Source organism: Candidatus Omnitrophota bacterium (assembly GCA_041650805.1).
GTDB lineage: Bacteria > Omnitrophota > Gorgyraeia > 2-01-FULL-45-10 > 2-01-FULL-45-10 > JBAZKM01.
The window spans coordinates 58,544-82,957 of record JBAZKM010000010.1 but is presented as its reverse complement, the minus strand read 5'-3'; the positions used below and the strand labels follow the sequence as shown (position 1 = coordinate 82,957).

The following is a 24,414-nucleotide window of genomic DNA, read 5'->3' as shown; positions in this document are numbered from 1 at the left end:
TAACTCCTAACCCCCCAACTCCTAACTCCCAGCTCAACTATCCCATTATCGCTTCCACTTTATGAACCTTCTTATCTTTAAATACGGGTACGACATTCCCCTCTATCTTTATGCCGTCCGCCTTTAATGATCTGATGCCCTTATTCACATTTCCGGGGTTGCGCACAGTTATATCATAGGTGGCGCCCCTGAAGACCCTGCGCACGGTAAACGACTTCCACCCTTTCGGGATGCAGGGGTCTATGACGAGACCGTTATAATCCGGCCTCACCCCCAGTATATATTGGGAGATGGCGACGAAGTTCCACGCGGCAGTCCCGGTGAGCCAGGAATTGCGCGCGCGCCCGAAGTTCGGGTTATCTTTCCCTGTGATGAACTGCGAATATACATAACATTCCGTCAGGTGCACATCGGCGATCCTGTTCTTTGTTGGAGGCAATATCGTCTTATAATATTTGAACGCTATGTCACCCCGGCCGAGTATCGTTTCTGCTATCATGGCCCAGGGATTGGAATGGCAGAATATGCCGCCGTTCTCCTTGAGCCCCGGGGCGAATGTAGTCACCGCGCCCAGCTTCTCATCATACTCCGTATACGGGGGAGTCATAAGCATGATACCATATTCGGTATCGAGATGCTTCTTCAGCATATCCATGCACATCTTCTTCCTGGCATCGTCGCCTATCCCGCTCATAACAGCCCATGCCTGGGGCAGCAGGTCTATCTTACCGCCCTCTTTGCACTTCGCAGAACCGACGGCCTTCCCGTACTTATCGATGCCCCTTATGTACCACTTGCCGTCCCATGCCTTATTATTGAAATTCTCCTTTATCCTGGCGGCAAGCTCCGAATATTTTTCGTGGTCGTCCGCCATGTCGAGGAATTTTGCCATGGTGAGGAACTCCTGTATCTCCATATAGAGGAGCTGCGGCACCCAGGTCGTCTCCGCCGTCTCGTTGTCTGCGCCGAGGTTCAGGCAGTCGTTCCAGTCGGCAAACCTCATCAGGACGAATCCCCGGGGCCCTTTCTCGCTCAATACGAAATCGATCGCCTTCCTGAGGTGCTCATACATGGGCGCCGGTTCGCCGTCGATGAATTTGACCTTCTCTTTGAGGAAACGGATATCGCCGGTCTCTTTTATGTACGCCGCCGTCGACATGATGAGCCATAGCGGATCATCGGAATACCCGCCCTTTTCGCCCGTCTTTGTCAGCGGGAAGAATTTGTGGTACGAAGATCCGTTCCTGAACTGGTTCGACGCCAACTCCATGATGCGCGCCTTGACCCTTTCGGGTATGGCATGCAGCACGCCCAGCGTATCCTGGTTCGAATCCCTGAATCCCATCCCGCGGCCTATGCCCGCCTCATAATAGGAGGCGAACCGCGACCAGTTGAAAGTGGTGCGGCACTGGTATTGGTTCCAGGTGCTTGCCATGGAATTGACCTCTTCATCGGGAGTATCCGCCTGGTAATGGCCGAGGTACTCGCCCCAGTAAGATTTAAGTTCATCTAGCTTCCTATAGACCGCCTTCTCATCCAGGTACTTTTTATGCGCCTCCTTCGCCTCTCCCTTCGTCTGAGCGACACCGAGCGTGAAGACGATATCCTTGGATTCGCCCGGTTTCAGGGTGACATTGAGCGAGACGCTCGCTATCGGGTTACCGCCTGAAGCTACGGAGTTGAAGGACCTCCCTCTTTCGACGGCAATGGGGTTGGACTCAGAACGGTATTTCCCTATGAACGTCTCCCTGTCACAGTCATATCCCGAAATATTCCTATTGCAGCCGAAATATGCGATGCCGTATCTGCCCGATCCCGGGGCGTAGCCCGTCTGGTGGAATATCAGGTTGCCTTCATTCACGGCGCTGGCGATATTGAGCGTGTACTGGAAATCGGTCATGTCCATCTCTGCGTGCCACAGGCAGAATTCGAGGTAGGTGAAGAGTTTTATGGTGCGGGCCTTATTCGAATCGTTCTTTACCTCGAGCGCCCAGAATTCGAGATTTTCTCCGACGGGAACGAAATACGTTGCTTCCGTTGATATCCCGCCGTATTTCGACTTTATAACGGTATACCCCATGCCGTGGCGGCATTCATAGCTATGGCTTTGGGCTGTGGGCTTTGGGCTGTGGGCTTTGAGGACGGGTTGCCAGGTGGCGGACCAGCAATCGCCGGATTTCTCATCGCGCAGATATATATATCGGCCGGGCCTGTCCACCGGGACATTGTTGTAGCGGTAACGGGTGATGCGTCTATCCCTGGGGTCGCGGTGAAAACTGTATCCTCCGGCCGTATTTGAGATGAGCGCGCAATACTCGTCGCAGCCCAGATAGTTTATCCATGGTGTCGGAGTGTCCGGCCGCGTTATCACGAATTCCCTCGCCTTATTGTCAAAATAGCCGTACTTCATGACCTTCGCGCAACTCCTAGTTCAGCTTTCAGTCATCAGCTATCAGTCTTCAGCTTTTAAGTTTTTTGCTGAAAGCTGAGAGCTGACAGCTGATAGCTCAATTCAATCTGACAACTTTACGTTGTCTATATAGATGAGCCCCTTATACGCGATCTTGCCGTTCGACTCTACCCTTATACCGAGCTTCCGGACGTCGGCCCTGAACGCATCGGTTATGAAACGTCTCCAGTTCATGCTTTCCGGCGTGAGGTCTACCTTAATGATGGTCCATTCGCCCGGCGTAAGAGGGATGGATTTGTTCATCTCGGTCCATTTCCACTCGTCTCCCACAGTAAGGATTATCTTTGCCCTAAGCCCCCTCGGCGCCTCTTTCGGCAGGAATATATCAACGGAGAGATATTTGAAAGGGCTCCAATCCGTCACATCTATGAGCCGCTCGACATAAGCGCCGGCCCACTGAGGGTTTGACGTAAAATCGACCTCCATCTCCAGAGCGTACTTCCCTTCGCTTGCCTGGAATTCCGAGACGCCTATCTGCCTGACCACGTGGTCTTGCTTATCCGCAGCCCAGCTCGGTATCTCCCAGCCCTGGGGATCCTTTTCGAAATTATACATCACGAACTCTTTTGCGAAAGATCGTGTACAGGACAACAACACCGTTAATAAAAGAATAAAAAATATCCTTAGAATGTTCATAAAATTTTTTTACCTCGGCGAAGGTTTATCATACCAATGTCGCACAAGGACCTGTGCGGTCTTGTTTTGAGGGGTGAAACTCCTGTTATGCGGCCCGCCCATACGGATGTCGGTGCCCCATCTCCACCAGTAGACCCCGTAAAACCACTCTTTTGGCCAGAACGTCTCCATCAGGGCCTTATAGGCCTCTGCCTGCAGCCTCATATTCACGCTGCCCTTTGCTATCTCTTCCCACGGCGTCTTTACGGAGCCGTCGGCTGAGCAGTAACCGGCCTCGGGGAATATGATGGGCTTTTTTACCTTCTTCTGGAATTCTTCGATCTCTTTGACCCATGGCTCCCAGGCCTTCTTTATCTCTTCGAAGACGGGCACTTCTTTATCTTCAACGAGAGGGAAATAGGCATCGATACCGACATAGTCCAGGGCATCCCAGAATTTGACGATCAGGTACTCGACATTCCAATTGGCGGCATAGGTAAGAGGGCCCTTATATGCTTCGCGGACGGGCTTTATCAGAACATCCCTCCACATATCCTCGCGTACACTGCTGACGGTGGTAAGCTCCGTCCCTATGCAGAACATCTCGACCTTATGTTCCTGGGCTATCTTCGCGTAGTGAAGGATGAAATCTCTGTAACTTTCGAACCATTTCTGCCAGTCGGATTCGTTTATGCAGACTATCTCACCCCGCCACGTCCCTTCAGACGGGTCGATCACATCGAGGTGAGGTTTCAACATGACCTTCATCCCGGCCTTATGCGCCGTATTTATAGCGTGTATCAGGCTTGCGTCGCTCGGGGTCTTATCCGTGGGGAATATACCTGTAGTGGAGCACTTCTCCTGGTACCAGGTGGTAAGTATGGCAACCCATGTGACACCGTTCTTCTTCAGATCCCTTAAAGAAGCATCGGACCCGCCGGTAGAATACCTCTCTTTGCTCCACGTGGTGTAGCACATCCCTTTTTGAAATTCGTATCCCGTCTTCTCTTTAGGGCCATCCGCCGGCCAGGCAGGGCGGCTTGTAATAAAGGTCAGGCAGGTTGCCGCGCATATAAGAGAAGCGAACATTACTTTTTTCATCTTTGACTCATTCCTTTTTGTCGGATCGCTATTTTTTGCGATTATTATTATATACTGATATCCTTACAAACGCAACCTACAACCACTACCCCGCGCCCTGGGTAAGGACGCGGGGTAGGTTAAACTGATCCTCTGCTGAGATAATGCTATTTTGCAAGCTTTACGTTGTCGACGTATATCGGGCCTTTGTATTCCGGCTTCTTGTTGGATTCGACCCTTACCGCTACCTTGCGCACATCTTTTCTGAAGTTGTCGTCTACAACGGTCCTCTTCCAGTCTTCGCTGCCCGGCATAAGATTTGCCGAAATAGTGACCCACTCGCCGGGGACAAGCGCTACCGAACGCGCCATCTCGGTGAACTTCCAGCCCTCGCCTACCGTCAATATCAGCTTTGCCTTAAGGCCCACGGGCGCGTCTTTCGGTATGTAGACGTCTGCCGATATGGCCTTATATGGCGTCCAGTCAAAGTATTCGAAATCCTCGACAAGTGAGGCCGACCATATTTTACCGGGGAATTCGGACATGACCTTGAGCGATGCCTTCCCTTCCTTCGCCACGTCCTTCGAGGATTCTACCGACCTCGCCACATGGTCTTCCTGCTCGATGGCCCACTCAGGGATCTCCCATCCCTGGGCGTCTTTCTCGAAGCTGAAGAGCACCTTATCTTCAGCCCGGGCCAGCGTGGTGACCGCAAGCGCCAGCACTGCTATTACAGCTACTGCCATTATCTTCCTCATACCACCCTCCTTTTTTTAATTCTTAAATTTTCTCTGTAAATTTAAGAACGGCCATCCTGAAATTTGATGAAACAAATTTCAGGTTTACACTACTACTATACACCATTCATAGTTAAAAATCCGTTAGAACAGCATTAAATTTTTCTAATCTTACGCGTGAAAACGGCCTATCAGCCCTTTTTTATGGGGATAAGGACGGTGAACTTCGTGCCGCCTGGCGTATGGCTTTCGACCGATATTGCGCCGTCATGCGCCTCGGCTATCGACTTTGCAATGCTCAGGCCCAGGCCGAACCCGGCGCTATTACGGGATTTATCTATACGGTAGAACCTGTCGAAGATATGCGGGATATCATCTCCGGATATGCCCATACCGTTATCCCTGATCTCTATATTGACCGCGCTACGGTCTTTAACGACGCGCACCCCTATGGCGCCGTTCTCGGCCGTATATTTGACGGCGTTATCAAGTATATTGAAGAAGAGGGTCTTCAGCTGGTCTTCGTCCCCATACAGCCGGATCGCTGCTGGCGCGTCGAATGATACGGCTATATGCTTCAATTCGGCCAGACGCCTGATGCTGTTTATGACCCCTTGAAGCAGCGGGTTAAGATCGAGCTCCCTCTTTTGCGGCATGACCTCTTTTGAATCCGCCCGCGCCAGAAAAAGGAGGTTTTCCGAAAGTTTTATCAATACGTTAAGCTCCTCAAGCGAGCTCTTAAGGATAGATTCATAGTCACCCGGGGTGCGGACCTTCTTAAGGGCGACCTCAAGCTCCCCTTTCATGATAGTGAGAGGGGTCTTCAGTTCATGTGACAGGTCTTCAAAGAGCTGCCTCTGGGATGTAAATGCCTCTTTGAGCCGGGTGAGCATCCTGTTGAATGTCTCTGCCAGGTTCTGTATCTCGTCCTTGGTGGACGGCACCTTCAGCTGCAATTCTAGGTTATTCGCCGTGATCTGGTGTATCGTATGTATCATATGGTCGACCGGCTTCAGCGTCATCTTGGCCAAAAAGGCACCCATGATCCCGGTCAATAAGACCGTTATCGGGAATAGGATGAATAGCGCTACTCTTAAATTGGTAAGGGCCACCTGGATGGAGGTGAGCGGACTGGCGACCTGTACGATATAGGCAACTTTCTCGCTCTCGAAGACCGGAGTGGTAAATATCCTGAAGGTCATCCTGCCGGCCCGGTCCCCCGAATCCGTTGTGTAGAATTTGCTCTTTCCCTGCAGGATCGGGAGGAAACCCTTTTGCGATATCTCGGGCATATCCTTGGCGGTCTTCGATGAGGCGATGATAGCGCCGTCGGTATCGAAGACCTGCACTATGATATCTATAAGCGCCGGGTCGTCCGATTCCTTCTGGGCCCACCGCTGGGCGGCCTTGGCGAAGTTGACATTGCGCCGTTTCTTTGTCGCCTCCGCGACCTGGGCGTTTTCGGCCTCTTCGAACTTTGCCGCCTCCCAGTATGCGTCTACCGATTGAGCGATACCGCCGGCCTTTGAGACCAGGAGCGTATCCATATGTTCATACAGGCCTCGGCTCACGTTGTGATAGAGGATGACGCTGAATGAGGTGAGCGTAATGGCGAGTATCCCCATATAGAGGATGGTTATCTTGAACCGTATCGACTTGATGAAGACCATCATGCTCCCGACTCCTGACCCCCAACTCCTAACTCTTCAACACGTACCCTCTCCCCCGAACCGTATGGATCAGTTTCTTCGCCTGGCCGCTGTCTATCTTGTTCCGGATATAATTTATATAGACATCTATGACATTTGTAAAGGTGTCGAAATCGGCATCCCAGACGTGCTCCGATATCATAGTCCTCGTCACGACGGAACCGGCGTTGCGCATCAGGTATTCGAGCAGGGCATACTCTTTGGCGGTAAGGACCACCTCCTTACCGGCGCGCGTCACTTTGTGGGTCACCAGGTCCAATACCAGGTCCTCTACGCTAAGCACCGTCGGGAGACCGCCGTCCTTCTTCCTCAGCACGGCCCGTATCCTCGCGAGGAGCTCTTCGAAAGCGAAAGGTTTGGTAAGGTAGTCATCCGCGCCGGAATCGAGCCCCAGGACCTTGTCCTTGACCGTGTCTTTCGCGGTGAGCATGATGATGAGGGTATGCAGGCCTTCCCCTCTAAGCTTTTTGCAGAGCGTAAGGCCGTCCATCCTGGGGAGCATGAGGTCGAGGAGGATGAGGTCGTAGTTATTCGTCTTTGCAAGGAAGTACCCCTCTTCCCCGTCATAGGCAGCGTCGACGGCGTATCCCTCTTCCTTCAGGCCGCGCTTTATGAAGTCGGCGATCTTCTTTTCGTCTTCGACGACGAGGATTCTCATCGTTCAGCTTTCAGCCTTCGGCTTTCAGCCATCAGCTTTTGCTGAAAGCTGACAGCTGAAAGCAGGCGTCTATTTTACTTAAGCTTACCGAACCACTCCTTAAGGATCGCCTCGCCCTTCTTGCCGCGCAGGGTATATCCGAGAGAGCCGATATCGGACCTCGGGAAGTAATTCCACCAGTAAAATCCTCTGAACCAGCTCCTGTTGGACAGCCCCGCAAAAAGGCTCTCGAGGCAATTCGCCTGTTCGTCCTGGCTCTCCGCGTAAGTGGCCAGCGTGGGCAGTATACGCCACGGCTGTTTATTCGACCCTTCTATGGTATCGTAACCGACCTCGGTGAATATGACACCTTTGGTCAGGTTATTGTCCTTGAGCCACTTCTCCAGAATATCGGCATGCCGTGTCCATGCCGCCACGAGCTCTTCTTTGGGGGGATCATTCTTATCGGTGAGCGGGAAATAGGCGTCCATACCTATATAATCTACGGCATCCCAGAAGGATACGGTCTCATATTCATCCCAGTTAGCGGCATAGGTGAGGGCGCCTTTATATACGGCGCGTATATCCTTTATCAGGGCAAGCCACGCATCTTTCCATCTGGTCGTAGTTGTATTCGAAAGCTCGGTCCCTATACATAACAATTCTACGCCGTTCGCCTCCGCGATGACGGCATAGTGCAGGATGAACTCCCTGTAACTCCTGAACCATTCATCGCCGGGAATGATATTGGTCCTCGCCTCTTCGTCGATCAGGTCTACGTGCGGCTTAAGCATGACCTTCATGCCCAGCGCATGGCACATATTTATGGCATGCGCTACCGATCCGTCGCTCACGCTCTTCTTCGCATCCGGCGCTATGACGCCCGATTCCGCCGTATCCTGGTACCAGACGGTCATCAGCGCAACATGTCCGACGCCGATCTCCGAAAGGTATGCCAGGCTGTAATCGGAGGTCGTCGTGTCGAGCTCGTCCTTATCCCATGAGGTATAATTGACGCCGCGCTGGAATTCCTTTGCGCCGATAGCGCCCGGAGAAGGCGCCTTATACCCGGCGGCCATCTTATCGCGCAGCATATCGACCTTCTTCTGGCTCTCCGTCTTCTCAGCTATCGCCCTGAACGTATCCCCGAGTGCGGCCTCATCGGGGTTACCGGCCTTAGGCCCGTAGGGCTCGAGCTCCCATATGGAGATGCCCCACTCCTGGTTCGCCCTCTCCAGGCCGACGACCTTGATGTGCCGGGCGGTGACGGGCTGAAAATCTATCTCGCTCACCCCGCCTTTCTGCCCTTCCATAAGCGCCGCCCTCTTCCAGTTCTGTCCGTCATCGGAGGAGAGCACCTCATACCGCGTCGGAAATGCCTGTTCCCACTTTATGACGACCCTCGACAATAGCTTCGGCTTACCGAAGTCGAAAACGATCCATTCGTTATCTTTGTAAGCGGATGCCCACCTCGTCTCGGCGTTGCCGTCGGCCGCGGCCATGGCGTCCGGTTTCGGCGCCCAATCAGGACTTTCGTCGAACCCGGAGGCGGACGCGCTCCCGATCTTAAGATAGACGAGCTCGGGGGCGGGGACCTGGGGCTTGGGATCGGCAGCGCTCACCTGCTTCTCGTCCACCGTTCCCTGCCCTTCGTCCTTCGTATTTTGCGCCGCGCACGACACATTCGTGAAGACGAAGCACATAGTTAATATTATCAATGCTATTTTCTTGAACCCTATACCCAATACCCTATACCCTATACCTTTTTTCATTTTCTATCCCCTATTCATTAGTTTACGGATCTCAATACCCCTTAAGCCCCGTCATAGTTATCCCGTTCATGAAATACTTCTGGAAAGCCAGGAATACGATGAGCATCGGCGTCGTCGCAACGACTGCGCCTGCCATGATCATAGCGAATCTTGTGCCGAACTCGCCGTTCAATACGGAGAGGGCGAGCGGCAGCGTACGCATCTCGCTCGAATTTATCACTATGAGGGGCCATATGAAGCTGTTCCACTGCTGCAGGAACGTGAAGATGGCGAGCGTCGCGAGCACCGGCTTTATGAGGGGCAATATAACGCGCCTGTATATCGTGAACTCGCCGCAACCGTCTATCTTCGCCGCATCCACCAGGTCGTCCGGTATCGACATGATGAACTGCCGGCAAAGGAATATTCCGAAGACGCCCGCCATAGCCGGCACGATGAGCGCGTTATACGAGTTGAGCCAGCCGAGTTTCTTCATGAGTATGAACCCGGATATAAGGTTCACCTGCCACGGTATCATGAGAGAGCCCAGCAGGGCAAAGAAGACCTTGTCGCGACCGTAGAACCTGTGCTTGGCGAACGCGTATCCCGCCAGCGAACAGAAGAAGACGTTGGCTATCGTCACGACGCCGGCTACGTATATGCTGTTCCACATATAGCGCAGCATCGGAATGAGCCGGAACAGGTCCCTGTAAGGCGATAGGGTCGGCTCCTTCACCAGAAAAGAAGGCGGGTACGACTGCACCTCTTCGACGGGCTTTATGCTTGTGACATACATCCAGATATACGGTACCGCTACGGAGACCGCGCCGAGCAGGAGGAACGCGTATATGGCGCCCTTTATCGTGACATTCTGGAACCGTTTACTCTTCAATATTTCCATATCATCGGGTTTTTATTATATCAAAAACCGCCTGAAGCTGCAACCAATCTCGGTATCACCTTCTCTATCCCTATCCGTACCATTTCGGCCGCCCGGTCCTGCGAATCCGCGATAGCATATATCCTGAACTCCGGCGCATTCCCGGATGGCCTGAGATGCGATATCTCACCGTTATCAAAAAGTATCCTTACCCCGTCCGTATAATTTACATCCTCGACCTTCCCAAAACCATCCCCATCGCGGAACGCTTCTTCTATCCTCTTTTTGATCTTTTCCGACTCTTCTGCATCATCCGGGTCTTCAGGGGTCAAATAATCTATTATTGCCCTGCTAATCTCCGCAGGAAATTCTTTCTTCCTGTCCGCATGCGTGAACCTTCCGGGCAGTGTTTTTATAAATTCCGGCATCTTCTTCCCGCTCTTCGCGACCAGATTGATAACGCTTAAGAGCGGGAGTACCGCATCTCTGGTAGGCAAGGCCCTGAGTACCTTGCCCCCGATATAAATATCGGTCCCCGTCAAGAAACCGCCGTTCGATTCCCATGAAAATACATTCCATTTACCCGGGTGACGGCCGATCGAATCGTTCATCGCGGCGATAACGAAAGGGGACCCTATCCTGGTCTGGGTCAATTCTATTCCTCTCTCCTTACAGACCCTCATGATAGAATCGTTTGCGCTGACGGGGACACAGACGGCATCTACCTTTACATCCAATCTTTCCAGGCCCAATATGGCAAGCAGCCCTAAAATATCGCCGGTTATATATTTTACATCGCCGGTCTGCCTGCCTCCCTCACATTCCCTGTAAACCAAAAGCGGCCTGTCCGAATCGCCGTCCAGCGTGATCCCGATATCAAGATCATTATCCGCGAGAACCTTCTTAAATATGCCCAGGGTCTTACCGGAAACGCTTTCGGTATCTACCGGGACGAACTCAGCGCTTCTCAAAGGCTCATTGTCTATCTCGATATCAGGCGCAAATATCTCCGCGCCTAAGCTTTCGAAGATCTCTTTTACGATCTCCCTGCCTACGGCAGAATGTTGGTACAGGAATATCTTTGTCCCTTCGGGAAAAAAATCATCCCCGAAGACGCTTCTATACCTGTCTATATAAAATTGGCCGGACTTGCCCGTATAGGACTCGGCCTTCAAGAGTTCATTGAACCCGGACCCGGGCCCTGCCTTAAAATTCCCGTTTTTATCAAAAATTGAAGCTCTTTCGGCAATAGAGTGGACTTTCGTCCTCTCTCTTCTTACGTTTTCCAGGATACCCGGTTCATCCGATTTCAATATCTCTCCCGAGCGCTTAGTGAACTTTATGCCGTTCCTGTCCGCCGGTATATGACTGCCTGTGACCATAATGCTGGCCATACCATTGTACATCGCGTAATAAGCCAACGCGGGGCTGGGGACCTGCCCCTGGTCGTCTACTATACCGCCTGTGTCGCAAACGGCGGCCGCAACAGCCCTTTTTATCTTATATGTACTGGGCCTCCTGTCGCCGCCTATTGCTATCGCGTCGCCCTTTTTAAATTCTCCCGTCTTCCTGAGATACTCGATAAAACCCCTTGTATTGACATAGCATTCCATATCGGTCATATTTTCGACCGTGTCTCTCAACCCGCTTGTACCGAACTTTAACCCTTCCATAAGCTTGATCTTTACACGTTACGAAAAAGCCGTAGGGGACATTTAAATGTCCCCTACGGCCAAGACGAAATGAGACAACTGCCTACACCGTGCCTCTGCGCTCTTCAAGTCTATCGCGGATATCTTCGGATCTCTGTTTTGTCAGCGGCATACGTAGAACAAAGATTATGGCGACTATCAGTCCCGCAACCGGCAAAGATGCCAGACTTGCGCGTATCCAGAATATCGTCTCGGGCGCCTGGACCTTAACGCTCCAGGTAAAACCCGACCATGTCAGAATAAGGCCGGAAAAATAGTATCCGAGCGAATTCCCCAATTTAAGGATATATGAGCCGCAGGCGGTAAAAGAGCCCTCCCGCCTCTTCCCCGTATTGAGTTCGTCGAAATCCTGGATATCGGCGCCGATAGCGCTATGCAGCATCCAGAGAGATGCCGCGGCCATCCCCATCAAAGCCGACGCTATCGTCTGCAGCCATTTTATCGCCGGCGTATACAAAAACCATGAACCGCCATAACCGCATATACCTATTAAGCATGCTATGACTGCCGCCTCGCGTTTGCCGATACGATCCGCCAGGAACTTATGGAGCGGTACCCCTATAAGACCTCCCACCATAAAGGCCACACCCATCCAGAATTGCCAGTTGTCGCCCAGGATCCTGTCGCCGCCGGCTACATAAAAGACCGTTGCATAGTAGCCAAGCGAGCCGACCATGCTCGTACCCAGGGTGAAGGCGCCGCCCATGACCATCATCTGACGGAACGGCTTACATTTCAGGGTCTCTCCCAGACCGCTCAAGATGGATATCTTCTCGGTAACCTTCACCACCACTGTATGATAGTAGCGCTCTTTGACCCTTAAGAAGATGATTATGGCAAAGATAGCCATTATCACGCCCAATATCATTGTGTAGATCCGCATCCCCAAAAGCGTATTCTTCTGTGCCGTTCCCGGAACAAGGAACCAGGCCAGGTTGGTAAATCTCAGAGCGTAAAAATTGCCCAATTCCGAAACCTTCTGGGTCATGCTGCGATAGGACATGATGGAGGTGCGTTCGTGATAATCAGGGGTCATCTCCGCGCCCAGGCTGTAGTAAGGTACGGTAAAACAGCTTACTATGGGATAATAAAGCATGGTAGAGATGATCATATACCAGAATACAGAGGATATGCCGAGGAACTTCGCTTCAGCCCAGGACGGCGACACCAAAAAGAGGACAGGCAGGCAGAGCCCGCTCAAAATACCGGCGATCAGGATAAAAGGCCGCCGGCGGCCCCATCTGGTACGCAGGTTATCGGACAACCACCCCACTATAGGATCGATGAGGGCGTCCCAGATGCGTATCAGCGTAATCGCCAGACCTACCAGCCACGGTTCAACACCCAGATACATATTGAAGACCGCAAAAGCGACGGCCGGGTACAGCCAGAGGCCCCACATATCGACTGCCGTGCCGAGGCTATAGGATATCTTGGTGAAAAACGGAAGACGATCTCTCTTCCTCCTCTCGCCTCTCCTCCTGTCAACAGGGATAGCTTCTTCCATTCTATCTTCTCCTTTTCCTTTTGCGGTTCAAGCTTTAGCGATTATAACATGCATCGATAAGCCGCGACACGCTTGTGGTGGCAACACATTGGACCGTATCGGCGCCGCCGTAATAAAGCTTGATCTCGCCGTTATCCTCCACTACGGCGCCGCAGGTAAAGACCACGCTGGGAGTCTGTCCCACAAGTTCATACTGCTCCTCCGGGATCAGGATCGCCTCTTCTGCCATGGCCTTGACCTTTGCCGGGTCCTTCAGGTCCAGAAGGCAGACACCCAGTTGATATACAAAGTGTGATTTACACTGAGTGCGCACTCCGTGAAAGATGGTCAGCCATCCCTTCGGCGTCTTGATGGGAACGGCTCCCGCACCTATCTTCGTCCACGCCCAGCGTATCCCCTCCCAGTTCCTGAAGACGCACTCGCTCTTTCCCCAGTATATCAGGTCCGGAGAGTAAGAGACCCATATATCCCCGGTATCGGCTCCGGTGTTGGGCCGGTCAAGGCGCGCATACAATCCGTTGATCTTCTCCGGGAAGAGGACCCCGTTGCGGTTATCCGTTTCGGATATGAACCCCATCCATTGGAATTTCTTAAGGTCTTTCGTCTTCACCAGGCTCAGCCGGCAGGTGTGGCCGCTGTGGGCGGCATGGACCATATAATATGTGTTCCCGATCCTGGTCATGCGCGGGTCATAGTACATGCCGTCGGAATACTTCTTGAATTCCGGATCGTCGTGGGGCATATCAACCGGCTTTGGCCGCGGTTTAAAATGATAGCCGTCCGCGCTTTCCGCGATCCAAAAACGGTCAAGCAGGGCGGAATTCTCCACCCGGCATATCATAGTATAGATACCGTTGTGTTTCACGATGCCGGAATTAAAGACGTTCTTGATATCAGCCTCTACGGGAAAATCCTTGCCCGTAAGGATGGGGTTCCCCTCGTACCGCTTGCATATAGGATACTTACTTGTCTTCATGTCTGCCTATTCCCTCCCTTTGTAGCACTGTTAATACTTAAGCAACGTCCAACCACTCCGTATCAGCCCTGTTCCATTCCAGGATCGGATGCCCCCTGCCTTCGAAGTATGCCCGGACCTTTTCCTGGTCGTATTTTAACAGGTCCTCAAGGACAGGCACCAGGATAGAGAGGACATTATCGGATATCACGCTCCTTCGACAGATGTGCCCCATATAAGGCGACGGGGAAACGGTTATCGTATACCCGTTGTAGGACATGATATGCAGCATCACGTGGACATCGCTTGAACCGTCCCCTACATATATTATGGCATCCCTCGGGACGTTCTCTCTTTCTTTCAGCATATCGAGAGTGGCCACTTTCGCATGCCCGGCATTAGCCCTTTCGATATCCTGGACCATATCATCTTTATAAATAAAAGTCGTGCCGTAGACGTTGCCGGCGGGCAGGATATGCTCCACCGCTTTCTCGACGCACTCTTTAGGCGCCGCGGATACTATATACGGGCTGAAACGGTAATTATCGATCCCCTCGGCCAGGATCTTCATCAGCTCGGCAACCCCATTTTTCAGCTTGACCTCTTTCCCCGCTTCATAAAGAAGGCCTCTCGTTACCTTCCCTGCATAATCGGGGTCCCGGACTATCAGATGCGCAAGCTCTCCGCCGAGCTGTACGATGTTCCTGCGTTTTATCTCTTCGATCTTCCGGTCGAATGCCTGAGCAGACACTCCCAGCTTTGCGCTCAGTATATATCCCACGTCTCCCACGGAAAGTGTCTTATCAAAATCAGAGACAAAGAGGATTTTTTTCTTCATTTTGAGAGCACTCTTCTTTTCCGAGACGCCATGTGGATGTCCGGGAAGTATATCATCTCCGGAACTGCTTGTCAATAAATGGTTTTAATACTCTACCTTCGTCTTTACAAACCTTATGTTGATCATCGTTATCGTAAATACCACTGCAAATACTATATAACCCAGTGCCGAGGCGTACCCCATCTGGAACTTCCTGAACCCCATGTCGTACAGGTAGGCGACCACCGTAAGCGCGGAGTCGAGAACGCCTCCGATGCCGAACTCGGTCTCCGTCATTATATATATGCTCTCGAACACCTGGAACGAAGCGATGAACCCCATTATGACTACGAATACCGTCGTAGGTTTCAATAACGGGAGCGTTATGTGCCAGAATTTATCCCAGATATCGGCACCGTCGATATCGGCGGCTTCGTATACGGTCGCGGGTATCGTCTGCAGGCCTGCCAGGAATAGTATCATGTTATAACCGATACCGGCCCATATCGACATTATGATGATAGCTGGGAGCGTCCATACCGGGCTCATAAGCCAGTCGACCGGGTCCAACCCCATCAGTATTAGAATATGGTTGATAAGCCCGTACTTCTCCCCGGCAAATAGCCATTTCCATATGACCGACAGGGCTATGACCGACGTTACGGAAGGTATGAAATATATGACCCTGAAGAGGTTCTTCCCCTTTATATTCTGGTCGACGGCTATCGCAAGAAGCAGGGAGAGCGCGACACCGGGCGGGATGACGCATACCGTGTAAAATACGGTGTTGACTACCGATCTCCAGAAACGGGGATCGTGGAAGAATATGTTCTTATAATTTTCAAGCCCTACCCATCGCGCCGGCTGGATACCGTTATATTCGGTGAACGACCAGTAGAAAGAGGCGATGAGGGGGCCCACGACGAAGACGACGAATAAGAACACCCCGGGCGCTATGAAAAGGTACGACCACTTCTGCTCATTCAGCTTTTCTAATAAATTCCTCTTCCGCATCTATCCGCCATCTCTGTCCTTAGTGGATAACTAAAACATTTCGTACTTCTTGATATATCTTCGCACCATATCGAATGCCTTCGGCACGTACGTCAGTTCATCCTCTTTGCCCTCGTACTCGATGTTGAGGAACCCGCGGTAGTTGGCCTTCTTCAGGATGGCAAATATCTTATCATAATCGAATTCGAGCTCTTTCCCGTCGGGGGAAAGTTTGTGTATCTTGGCATGCATGTGTGTGGTATACGGCATCGACCTCTCGAGCGCCTCATACATGTCGGGGTCCTGGTAATTCCCGGTATCGAGGTTCAACCTGACCCAGGGCGAATTGACGTCGCTCAGCAGTTTATGCGTCTCTATCGAGGTCGGCAGGTAACCGCCGCCGTTATGCGACTCTATGGCGAGCGTAACGCCTCTCTTTGCGGCGTATTCCGCGCACGATCTGATGCTCTTCACAACCTTCGGCCACAACTCCTTATGGCGCTCTTTCGGGGCCCATCCCGCGAATATCCTCAGGTTCGGCGCGCCCAGGAGGTAGGCGGTCTCCGTCCACTTATTGATCTTATCGACCTCTGCTCTCTCGTCCGACTCCTTATCCTTGCCGAAACTGTTCCCGGGGGAGACGGCCGATATGGTGACCTGCAGGTCGGTCGCGAGCTTCTTTATCTTCAATAGATATGCCGGGTCCTGGCTCTTGAGGTGGACGTCTATTATATCTATGCCGCCTACCCTGAGTTCGCCGGCGCATACGTGCAGGAGCTTCTCCAGGTCCATCTTGCCGGAGGCGAACGTCCTGTTATACGACCAGGTGCAGAGTCCGAGTTTCATCTTACCTTCACCCATCTCCCTTTCTCGTTCGACTCGTATGCCGCGTTTATCACACGCATCGTCTCGCGCCCTTCCTCTCCGGATACGAACGGCCGTTTTTTATCGATTATGCAGTCGATGAAATAGTGCACGGCGTTCTCCCATCCGGTCCCGGTACCTATCTCGGGATATATCTCTTCGAGAACGCAATTGGGGTCTTCGCCCTTGCCGGTCTTTGCGACAGTCACCTTGACGGGCTTCTCCGTTCCTATCGCGGTCACCATCTTGCCTTTCGAGCCGTACGTGAACGTAAGGACCTCGTATGGTCTCGTCGTCCAGCTGCACTCTATCTCGCCCTTGGTGCCGTCCGCGAACTTCAGCAGGACCGTGCCGTTATCGTCGATCTTGACCGGCTTCTCCAGGTTGCGTATCGTGGCGAAGACCTCGGTTATCTTCTTTCCCGCGAACCACCTGATGAGGTCCGTTATATGGACGCCTATGTCTATCATCGCCCCGCCGCCCGACTTCTTCTTGTCGTAGAACCAGTGGCCCTTCCCCTCGGACCAGTATTCCGGGCCTGCGTGGCCTATCCTGCCCCTTATATTGTGTATCTTGCCGAGGACGCCCGAGTCGATCATCTTCTTGGCCGCCTGGTGGACCGGGTCGAACCTCTGGGTCTGCTCCACCATGAGGTATACGCCGCCCGACTTCGCCGCCTTTATCATCTTATCGGCCGCCTTTACGGTCAGCGTTATCGGCTTCTCCACCAGGACATGTTTCTTCCTGCTGCAGGCGCCTACGGTCATCTCCTCATGAAGATAATTCGGCGTATCGACAAAGATCACATCGATATCCTTCCTCGCCACCACCTTCTGCCAATCCGTAGCTATATCGATGCCTGTCAGCTCGAACTTATCACGCAAGGCCTTCGCCTTCTCTTCCGCTATGTCGCAGAGGACCTTCACCTCCGCCTTCTCCCTGTAATTCACCAGGTTGGGCAGACTGGCCCTCTCGGCGATCTTGCCGCACCCTATCACTCCTACTCTAACTGCCATCTTATTCCTCCGTTATTTATCTACTTAACTCCTAACTCCCAGCTCCTAACTCCTAACTAACTACAGATAAACCTTCGCTCTACGCCGCGACGACTCGTATATAGCCCAGACGAGCTCCTGCGTCTTCTTCGCATCTTCGCCTGTGATCGCCGGCTTCCTGCCGGCCCTCAGCGCCTCGTAATAATCTCTTATCTGGTTAAAATGGCAATAGCCCCAATAGTCCCTGACACCGTCGCCGTAATCGATATATTCGTCGGGACGCGGCCCTGCGTGTTCTTCCCCGCCCCTGTAATAACCGATCCGCGCGGAATCTTTTACGATATTGACGCGCGCCTTTTCGCAATCTATCTCTATCCTGGTATCGGAATCATAGGAGTAGTAGTTTATGAGGTAAAAAGAGAGGTAAAATCCGTTCCTGAACTTCACTATGCCCTCGGCGGCATCCTCTACGTCCGTGAAGGAATGGTACCTGTTATTGACCGACGCCTCGACGTAATCTACCGGGCTCGGTATGAGCCATCTCATTATGTCCAGGTAATGTATCGCCTGGTCTATGACCACCCCGCCGCCCTCAAGGCGCTTCCTCCCTTTCCAGTCGCTCTTCCTGTAGTAACTGTCCGGCTTATGGTATGCAAGGACGAGCTGGGCGCTCTTCATCTTACCCAAACTCCCGTCCTTGACCCTTTTTTTAACGAGTTGAGAGCCCGGGTTGAACCTGTTCTGGGATATTACGCCGAGGACTATCCCGTTCTTTTTGGCGGCGCTTATCTCCCTGTTTGCCTCTTCCGGGTTAAGCCCCATCGGCTTCTCGGTCAGTACGTTGACCTTCCTCTTGGCCGCCTCGCATATCATGGGCATGTGGAGATAATGGGGGGTGCATATGTGTACGACGTCGAGGCGTTCTCCGTCGAGCATCTTCTTATAGTCGGTGTAATGATTGCAGCGGTATTTCCTGGCCGCCCCGGCCGCCCGCTCTCTCTTTATGTCGCAGACGGCGACGAGCTGTGCGCCTTTTCCTCCAAGCCCAAAGCTCCCGGCTCCAAGCTTCCTGAGCGACTGCGCGTGCATCGGGAATATCGTCCCGCATCCGATTATGCCCACCCTGAATCTTTTCATAGGATATTTAGGTTATCACATGGTATTCGCATCGTCAATTATAAAAGGGGTTATGCGGCGAGGTCTTCCAATCTCTCTGCCATGTCGTCGAGGAACTTCTCGAAGGCGGCCTGAGTGGCGGGTGAGGCGTCTTTGAGGTCGACACGTATGCCGACGCCCTTATATCTGCCGTTTCCCGATGGCTTGGCCTCTCCGGCAAGACCCTCTAGGCTTCCCCTGGCCTGCGCCTGCACAAGCTTCCCGAGGGTGTAGCCGAGGCCGGGGACGGCGATATCGCACTTGCCGTAATCCATTATCCTTATGAATAGGAAGAAGCCGTCGTCGGCGACCGTCTGGAAACCCTGCTGTTTCGCGTGCAGAACGCACGGCGCCTCTTCGCCCAGCGTCACGGTCTTAAGCGCCTTCCTTACCCGTCGGCGCCATCTCTCCTGCGAGGCCTTCATGCGCACATCCATGCGCCTGAATATCATCTGGACTATGTAATCCCTCTTAAGGTCTTTTACCGCGATGAAGAGGAGAGCCGCCGCTACATCGGACGGCGTCCTACCCCCCGCCTTCTTCAAAACCTCTTCGAGCCGGGCCTTCGTCACCTTACCGGGGCCCATCGACACGTTATAATCTACGGCGATCGGCCCTTCAGACACGATATTATCAGCTGGCGCGTCTTCGCGCTTTGAGACATACTCTAACTGCTTCTTCTTATATAGTTGTACGTTGGGCTGGTTAACAGGATCTATGCCCAGGAGATACCCAGTAAAGATGGTGGCGAACTCCAGCATCTTAAAATATAGGCCTATCCCCTTCCCGGAAGATATGGCAATCTCATAAACAGGATAACCGGCCTTTCTTAACTTGGCGGCCAGCTTATCATAAGTCGTATCCTTCTCTCCCAATTTGACCATAAGGAAAACGCGGTCTTTGCCATATTCCGATATCTCTTCCGCTATCGGCTCGTGGTCCAAAAGTATCGTCTTGACTACCATTCCGCCGTCATCCTTGCATAAACTCTCCATCTCGAGCTGTCCCGTCCATGTCCCTGATGATCTTAACTTTCCCGGCAGGAGCAGCGTCGTCTTGTCCCTCCCGTTCTTTAGCATAAGATACTTGAATAGCGCCAGGTGCGCCGCCGGGTTATCCGCTATGTCGGTCCGGGTTACGGCGATATCCTCCATCATGGACGAGCCGGCCCGCAGGCTATCAACGTCGTGGCCCATTATGAGGGATGGGAGAAGCGATACGGGCGTGTCCCACGAGAACCTGCCGCCGGTGCCTGTCGGGATCCTGAATATCTCTTTGCCTATGCCGGACCTTGCTATCTCGTACTTCTCTTTATCAGAGACGTCGGTCTTCTCATCGGTGATGATAGTGACGCGCCCGGCAATATCTTCCTTTGATATGCCTTTTGCCTCAGCCGCGGCCAGAAATACCTTATATATTGAAACTATCTCAAGTGTCGTGAATGACTTGGTTATCGCTATCAGCCGCGTCCGGCCCATATCTATCTCTTTGATGACATCGGAGATAGCAATAGGGTCTACGGTATCTATATAATGGATGCACGGGCTTGCCTTATCCACACCGAATAGCCCCAGGAGCGCTTTTGTGCCTTCTATCGAGCCTCCGATGCCGATTATGACGACGTCCGTCGTCTTTCCATCGGCCTTCTCCCGCCTTACCGCGTCGGCAAAACGCCTGAGCCCTTCCATCTGCGGCTCGATCCGTTCGGTCTGGCGCGTCCAGTCAAGCATAGTTACGGAGCCGTCCTTGAACTGGTCCGACGCCCACCTGCCGGACCTGTCTCTCAGGGTCGTTATGATATTCGGCATATCGACTTCCCTGGCCAGACGGGCTATATCGGCCTCAAGGGTGACGTCATTAACAGATACTCTTATATGCATCTTGCTGCCTTCGTGGGTCATTTTTTAAAATTAACACAACCTGTCTGCTCAAGTCAATAAAAAAGGGCCATCCGGAAAACGGATGGCCCTTTGGAAAGCCGTATCTATACGTATTATGCCGCCATGTGGACCTGCTGGGCCATTTCGTACAGATCCCTCAATTCTTTTGTCTCTAACCTGGTGGCCTTCGGCAGGAGATGTATGACCCGCGTCCTTAACATCTCCTGGAGCACCGTCGGATCTATCGGATTCTCCGATACCTTATCATAGAACGTCCTTATGGCATCCGTGTCGGCGCCGGAGGCCGCCATCAAAGTCAGCGTGGCCGCTTCGAATATGGGCAGATATGCCCTTGCCGAAGAATCGTCTATCGCCGTTATCCATGCTCCCCCATCTACCCTTATGGCGCTGAAGACGTCCGCTTCCAGGTTCGCCTTCTTTGCAACCACGAAGACGTTGCCCAATTCCACCTTCCCGTCCTTCTTCAAAGCGCTTATATCCGCGGCCAGGTTCCTGCCCATGGCGCGCATGACAAGCAGGTTCGGGAAGAGCTTCTCGCCGCGATCGTTCTTCAGGCCCGCGATCCTGTCGACGGCGTCAAATATCGTCTGCTGGAGCAGCCCCTTCTGTTCAAAGCCGCCGATGTCGCTGTCTATACCTAGGATGTGCAGTTTGTCGGGGTTCTCCGTCAGTATGCCCGACAGCGTCGCCGCAAACTCCTGCGCGCGTACCGGCATATCCTTTGTTATCTCCTCTATGATCCGCGCCTTCTCTCCGGCAGGGCCCATGGCCTGTGTACTCCCGAGAGAGGACCGGGCCTCTCTTGCCGGCAGGGTTGCAGATGCAGATGCCGGCGGCGCGATCTCGATACTATTCTCTCCGGGCAACAGGTTCAGCGACTCGCCCAGGATATTCTTCCTGACCCCGGACATCGCCTTCTTCTCGCCTTCAGGGGGAAGGAGTGTCAGGGCAAGGTATATGATATCGACCATCCTGCGCCCGAACCTTATGAAACCGTCCTTATCCGGAGCAAAACTCGTTATGAGTGACCCTAACAATGCGTCTTTATCGGCCAGGGCCTTCAGGACAGGGTCATCCTTATGGACGAGGAAGTTGCTCGAGACGACCACGCTTACCGTGTTATTCGCCTTAAATGTCCTGTACGCCTGGGCGACCACTTCTGACAGAGGGACCGGTCTTTCACGCGTCGATAGGAACGGCAATAACGCCTTCCTCGTCCGCGCCATAACATACGCGTCCGCCTTATCGATGGGCGCCCTCTCTTTCAGGAGCGCGATGAACCCGTCTGCATCGTCGCGCGCGATCACGCAGATATTCGGCCTCTTCATGTCGCGGCCCGACTCCGATTGTGAATTGAGGGAGCGTATGGCCAGCGCAACGTTCATCCCGGGCCGCTGTGAAAGCGCTTCCTGGCCCGGTATCTCCGGGACCGCGGTAAGAGGCGGCAGGTGGCGGCCTATTATCGACAGATTGTCCAGCTCATCTTCTCTGTAAATGCTCGTCTTCTCCCTCGGGCCTTTTTCTTCTTTGCCGGTATCTACGACCCTCTCCAGGTCTACGGTCCCTACCGCATGCTCAAAAGGTTTTGCACGCATCGTACCGCGTATATCCTCTACGGTCCTGGATGAACGGTCTGCCGAGATCTGGAATCCTCCGCTCGTTATGACATAAGCCCTGTTATTCACTATCAGGTCGGTTGCATAATCGGTCGCTTGAGCCGCTACAGCCCTGTCCACATCGTTAGGCGGGGTGGCCCTTATGCTGTATCCGGTATCTTCGAGCAGAAGGTTCACGTCACGCTCAAAACTCACCTCTTCGCCGCCATATGCCATCGGCATCGCCTCTATCGCCCTGGCGACGAAGTCGCCTATGCCCAGTTCCGTCAAAAGAGGGTTCCCGTGCTTGTCTTTCTTCATACCGACGGTCCTCAGCTTGTATCCCAGATAATGGTCCATCTCGCAGATCGGCTTCAGGTCTTCTTCGCTGATCCTGAACCCTTCCGATACGGCCAGGGTCACCGCCCCATACTTTTCAAATGTCTCCCTGACCCTCTGGAGCAGCGCGGCAAGGTTCACCCTTCTCTCCTTCAGCGGGTTCCATGACCACTCGGGCGTAGCTATAACGACTGTCGGCGCTATCTGCCGCATCCTTGCCTGTTCCTCGGGACTATAATTCGAGAGGTTATTGACCATGTCTGCTGCAGCCACTGTGAGATAACCCATATCCCGCCCCATGCACTGGATTACCGATATCCTTTTGCTCCCGGGAAGCGCGGCGGCCCTCATGACCATATCATGGGCGTTCTCCCCGGCGGTGCGCGCCCCTACAGGATATGTGATGGTATCGTAGTCGATCGTCTTGGGAAGCGAGAGCACCGCAATGTCAAGGCCCCGTGCCTTACATTCCTCCGCGAGCATCGCAGCCTGTTTTGTATGGTCATTGCCGCCTATGACGATGACGGTACCGAAACGACCCTTTATATTGTTCAGAACCTGGTCTATATTGCCTTTTTTGGCCTCTTTCCCTTCTTTTGCTTCTACGTCTCTCTCCAGATTTACCCGTGCCGTCCCTTCAAAAGCGCCCGGCATATCCATTATCTCGTCCGCCATGACGGGACTCACCCGGACCCTCGTCTTCTCGAAGCCCTCTCCGTCCTTGACGAGACCGTCAAGCCCGAACCTTATCGCTTCAAGCGCGTAACCGTGCGCGGCCAGCCTTTTGGCCATGAGGGCGAAGTAATTGTTCACACCCGCCGATTCGCCGCCGCTTATGAGCATTACGACGCGCTTCTCCGGCGGGAGTCGGAAATTTATGAGATTTCTGAGCTCTTCGCGCAGTTTTTCTACGTCCTCTTTGCCGAAGATGGCCGTCTGGACCTCCGTATACAACGTCCTATGGGCATCTCTTGCATCATCCTTTATGATGGTCAACGTTATATCTCTCTCCGGCGCGCATTCGTGTAATACATACTGCGCAAGGAGTCGCGGCGACAGCATATCGACCAGTTCTACGGAGAGGCCTATTGAAGGAAGGCCCGTCTTGGGGTTCTCTCGATTGAAACCGAGGATATAAGACGCCGGGCCTCGGATATCGGCATTGAAGAGATAGCGCATCTTCGAAAAATGGTTCCGGAAGGCAACGAGAGCATATGCCGTATCCTCAGTTATGGAAGCGTGTCTGCGCGGGATCTTCCCCTCTCTCAATGCGGTAGTGGCCAGGCTTATGGCCATGTCTATGCTTTCTTGTATCTTGCCGGCAAGCTCCTTTTCCCTCTCTTCAGTCAAAATGGCCTGGGGAGGGATCCTACCCTGCGCCAGTTCGGCAAGCGGTTCACCGTTAGCTATGGCACCCGGCTCCTTTACCTCTCCTATCCGCTCGGCAACCTGTGCGGTTCTCGCCTTATTTATATCATCGGTCACAAGAGAAGTCGCAAGAGTCCCCTTCTGTGCCGGGATATTGTCAATAAGCTGCCCTGCATAGCTCTGGCCTGCTAAAAATGTGATCGTTAAAAGAATAGAGATATACTTAGCTAGTTTATGCTTCATCTCGAATCTCCTCCGTCAATATTTTTTTGGGTTTAGTTAATACAAAGTCAATTCTAACACAAAAAAAATATTGGTCAAGCACCTAATCTGT

Annotated in this window: 18 protein-coding genes; all 18 read right to left on the bottom strand. The window is 52.9% G+C overall.

Annotated features, from left to right (window positions below; genetic code table 11):
- Positions 1-37: 37 nt before the first annotated feature.
- On the bottom strand, positions 38-2,410 hold the full coding sequence (locus tag WC515_07585; protein ID MFA5147219.1) for a glycosyl hydrolase family 65 protein: 2,373 nt from the start codon (positions 2,408-2,410) through the stop codon (positions 38-40).
- A 102-nt stretch (positions 2,411-2,512) separates the two neighbouring features.
- A complete protein-coding gene (locus WC515_07580; protein MFA5147218.1) occupies positions 2,513-3,025 on the bottom strand; it encodes a hypothetical protein in 513 nt (170 codons plus the stop codon).
- Between the two features lie 90 nt (positions 3,026-3,115).
- Complete coding sequence (locus tag WC515_07575; protein MFA5147217.1) at positions 3,116-4,186, bottom strand: glycoside hydrolase; 1,071 nt, start codon at positions 4,184-4,186, stop codon at positions 3,116-3,118.
- 146 nt (positions 4,187-4,332) lie between these two features.
- Entirely contained in the window at positions 4,333-4,923 is a 591-nt protein-coding gene (locus WC515_07570; GenBank protein ID MFA5147216.1) for a hypothetical protein, read from the bottom strand.
- A 170-nt stretch (positions 4,924-5,093) separates the two neighbouring features.
- Positions 5,094-6,575, bottom strand: coding sequence for an ATP-binding protein (locus WC515_07565; protein ID MFA5147215.1), 1,482 nt, complete (start codon positions 6,573-6,575; stop codon positions 5,094-5,096).
- 25 nt (positions 6,576-6,600) lie between these two features.
- On the bottom strand, positions 6,601-7,269 hold the full coding sequence (locus WC515_07560; GenBank protein ID MFA5147214.1) for a response regulator transcription factor: 669 nt from the start codon (positions 7,267-7,269) through the stop codon (positions 6,601-6,603).
- A 74-nt stretch (positions 7,270-7,343) separates the two neighbouring features.
- Complete coding sequence (locus tag WC515_07555; GenBank protein ID MFA5147213.1) at positions 7,344-9,020, bottom strand: discoidin domain-containing protein; 1,677 nt, start codon at positions 9,018-9,020, stop codon at positions 7,344-7,346.
- A 31-nt stretch (positions 9,021-9,051) separates the two neighbouring features.
- Complete coding sequence (locus WC515_07550) at positions 9,052-9,900, bottom strand: carbohydrate ABC transporter permease (protein ID MFA5147212.1); 849 nt, start codon at positions 9,898-9,900, stop codon at positions 9,052-9,054.
- Positions 9,901-9,920: 20 nt separating this feature from the next.
- Positions 9,921-11,552: a phosphomannomutase gene (locus tag WC515_07545; GenBank protein ID MFA5147211.1), complete on the bottom strand. Its 1,632-nt coding sequence runs from the start codon at positions 11,550-11,552 to the stop codon at positions 9,921-9,923.
- 82 nt (positions 11,553-11,634) lie between these two features.
- Positions 11,635-13,098 (bottom strand): MFS transporter, encoded by a 1,464-nt coding sequence (locus WC515_07540; protein ID MFA5147210.1) that lies wholly within the window; start codon positions 13,096-13,098, stop codon positions 11,635-11,637.
- 34 nt (positions 13,099-13,132) lie between these two features.
- Positions 13,133-14,074: a glycoside hydrolase family 130 protein gene (locus WC515_07535; GenBank protein MFA5147209.1), complete on the bottom strand. Its 942-nt coding sequence runs from the start codon at positions 14,072-14,074 to the stop codon at positions 13,133-13,135.
- 37 nt (positions 14,075-14,111) lie between these two features.
- A complete protein-coding gene (locus tag WC515_07530) occupies positions 14,112-14,891 on the bottom strand; it encodes an HAD-IB family phosphatase (GenBank protein ID MFA5147208.1) in 780 nt (259 codons plus the stop codon).
- A gap of 84 nt (positions 14,892-14,975) precedes the next feature.
- The gene (locus WC515_07525; GenBank protein ID MFA5147207.1) at positions 14,976-15,884 is read right to left on the bottom strand and encodes a sugar ABC transporter permease; all 909 of its coding nucleotides are present in this window, start codon (positions 15,882-15,884) and stop codon (positions 14,976-14,978) included.
- A gap of 30 nt (positions 15,885-15,914) precedes the next feature.
- Positions 15,915-16,709 carry a sugar phosphate isomerase/epimerase family protein gene (locus WC515_07520; GenBank protein MFA5147206.1) on the bottom strand — a complete coding sequence of 265 codons (795 nt, stop codon included), beginning with the start codon at positions 16,707-16,709 and terminating at the stop codon, positions 15,915-15,917.
- Complete coding sequence (locus WC515_07515; GenBank protein MFA5147205.1) at positions 16,706-17,743, bottom strand: Gfo/Idh/MocA family oxidoreductase; 1,038 nt, start codon at positions 17,741-17,743, stop codon at positions 16,706-16,708. Before WC515_07515 ends, WC515_07520 begins: the two co-directional genes overlap by 4 nt.
- A 60-nt stretch (positions 17,744-17,803) precedes the next feature.
- Positions 17,804-18,859, bottom strand: coding sequence for a Gfo/Idh/MocA family oxidoreductase (locus tag WC515_07510; GenBank protein ID MFA5147204.1), 1,056 nt, complete (start codon positions 18,857-18,859; stop codon positions 17,804-17,806).
- A 50-nt stretch (positions 18,860-18,909) separates the two neighbouring features.
- The gene (locus WC515_07505; protein MFA5147203.1) at positions 18,910-20,757 is read right to left on the bottom strand and encodes a hypothetical protein; all 1,848 of its coding nucleotides are present in this window, start codon (positions 20,755-20,757) and stop codon (positions 18,910-18,912) included.
- Positions 20,758-20,870: 113 nt separating this feature from the next.
- Positions 20,871-24,323, bottom strand: coding sequence for a 6-phosphofructokinase (locus WC515_07500; GenBank protein ID MFA5147202.1), 3,453 nt, complete (start codon positions 24,321-24,323; stop codon positions 20,871-20,873).
- Positions 24,324-24,414 lie beyond the last annotated feature (91 nt).

Bases quoted from the DNA above. Each gene is read 5' to 3' on its own strand.
- WC515_07575 (MFA5147217.1), bottom strand. From the start codon at position 4,186: ATGAAAAAAGTAATGTTCGCTTCTCTTATATGCGCGGCAACCTGCCTG.
- WC515_07570 (MFA5147216.1), bottom strand. From the start codon at position 4,923: ATGAGGAAGATAATGGCAGTAGCTGTAATAGCAGTGCTGGCGCTTGCG.
- WC515_07580 (MFA5147218.1), bottom strand. From the start codon at position 3,025: ATGTATAATTTCGAAAAGGATCCCCAGGGCTGGGAGATACCGAGCTGG.
- WC515_07530 (MFA5147208.1), bottom strand. From the start codon at position 14,891: ATGAAGAAAAAAATCCTCTTTGTCTCTGATTTTGATAAGACACTTTCC.
- WC515_07585 (MFA5147219.1), bottom strand. From the start codon at position 2,410: ATGAAGTACGGCTATTTTGACAATAAGGCGAGGGAATTCGTGATAACG.
- WC515_07555 (MFA5147213.1), bottom strand. From the start codon at position 9,020: ATGAAAAAAGGTATAGGGTATAGGGTATTGGGTATAGGGTTCAAGAAA.
- WC515_07535 (MFA5147209.1), bottom strand. From the start codon at position 14,074: ATGAAGACAAGTAAGTATCCTATATGCAAGCGGTACGAGGGGAACCCC.
- WC515_07525 (MFA5147207.1), bottom strand. From the start codon at position 15,884: ATGCGGAAGAGGAATTTATTAGAAAAGCTGAATGAGCAGAAGTGGTCG.
- WC515_07505 (MFA5147203.1), bottom strand. From the start codon at position 20,757: ATGCATATAAGAGTATCTGTTAATGACGTCACCCTTGAGGCCGATATA.
- WC515_07550 (MFA5147212.1), bottom strand. From the start codon at position 9,900: ATGGAAATATTGAAGAGTAAACGGTTCCAGAATGTCACGATAAAGGGC.
- WC515_07565 (MFA5147215.1), bottom strand. From the start codon at position 6,575: ATGATGGTCTTCATCAAGTCGATACGGTTCAAGATAACCATCCTCTAT.
- WC515_07545 (MFA5147211.1), bottom strand. From the start codon at position 11,552: ATGGAAGGGTTAAAGTTCGGTACAAGCGGGTTGAGAGACACGGTCGAA.
- WC515_07540 (MFA5147210.1), bottom strand. From the start codon at position 13,098: ATGGAAGAAGCTATCCCTGTTGACAGGAGGAGAGGCGAGAGGAGGAAG.
- WC515_07510 (MFA5147204.1), bottom strand. From the start codon at position 18,859: ATGAAAAGATTCAGGGTGGGCATAATCGGATGCGGGACGATATTCCCG.
- WC515_07515 (MFA5147205.1), bottom strand. From the start codon at position 17,743: ATGGCAGTTAGAGTAGGAGTGATAGGGTGCGGCAAGATCGCCGAGAGG.
- WC515_07500 (MFA5147202.1), bottom strand. From the start codon at position 24,323: ATGAAGCATAAACTAGCTAAGTATATCTCTATTCTTTTAACGATCACA.
- WC515_07520 (MFA5147206.1), bottom strand. From the start codon at position 16,709: ATGAAACTCGGACTCTGCACCTGGTCGTATAACAGGACGTTCGCCTCC.
- WC515_07560 (MFA5147214.1), bottom strand. From the start codon at position 7,269: ATGAGAATCCTCGTCGTCGAAGACGAAAAGAAGATCGCCGACTTCATA.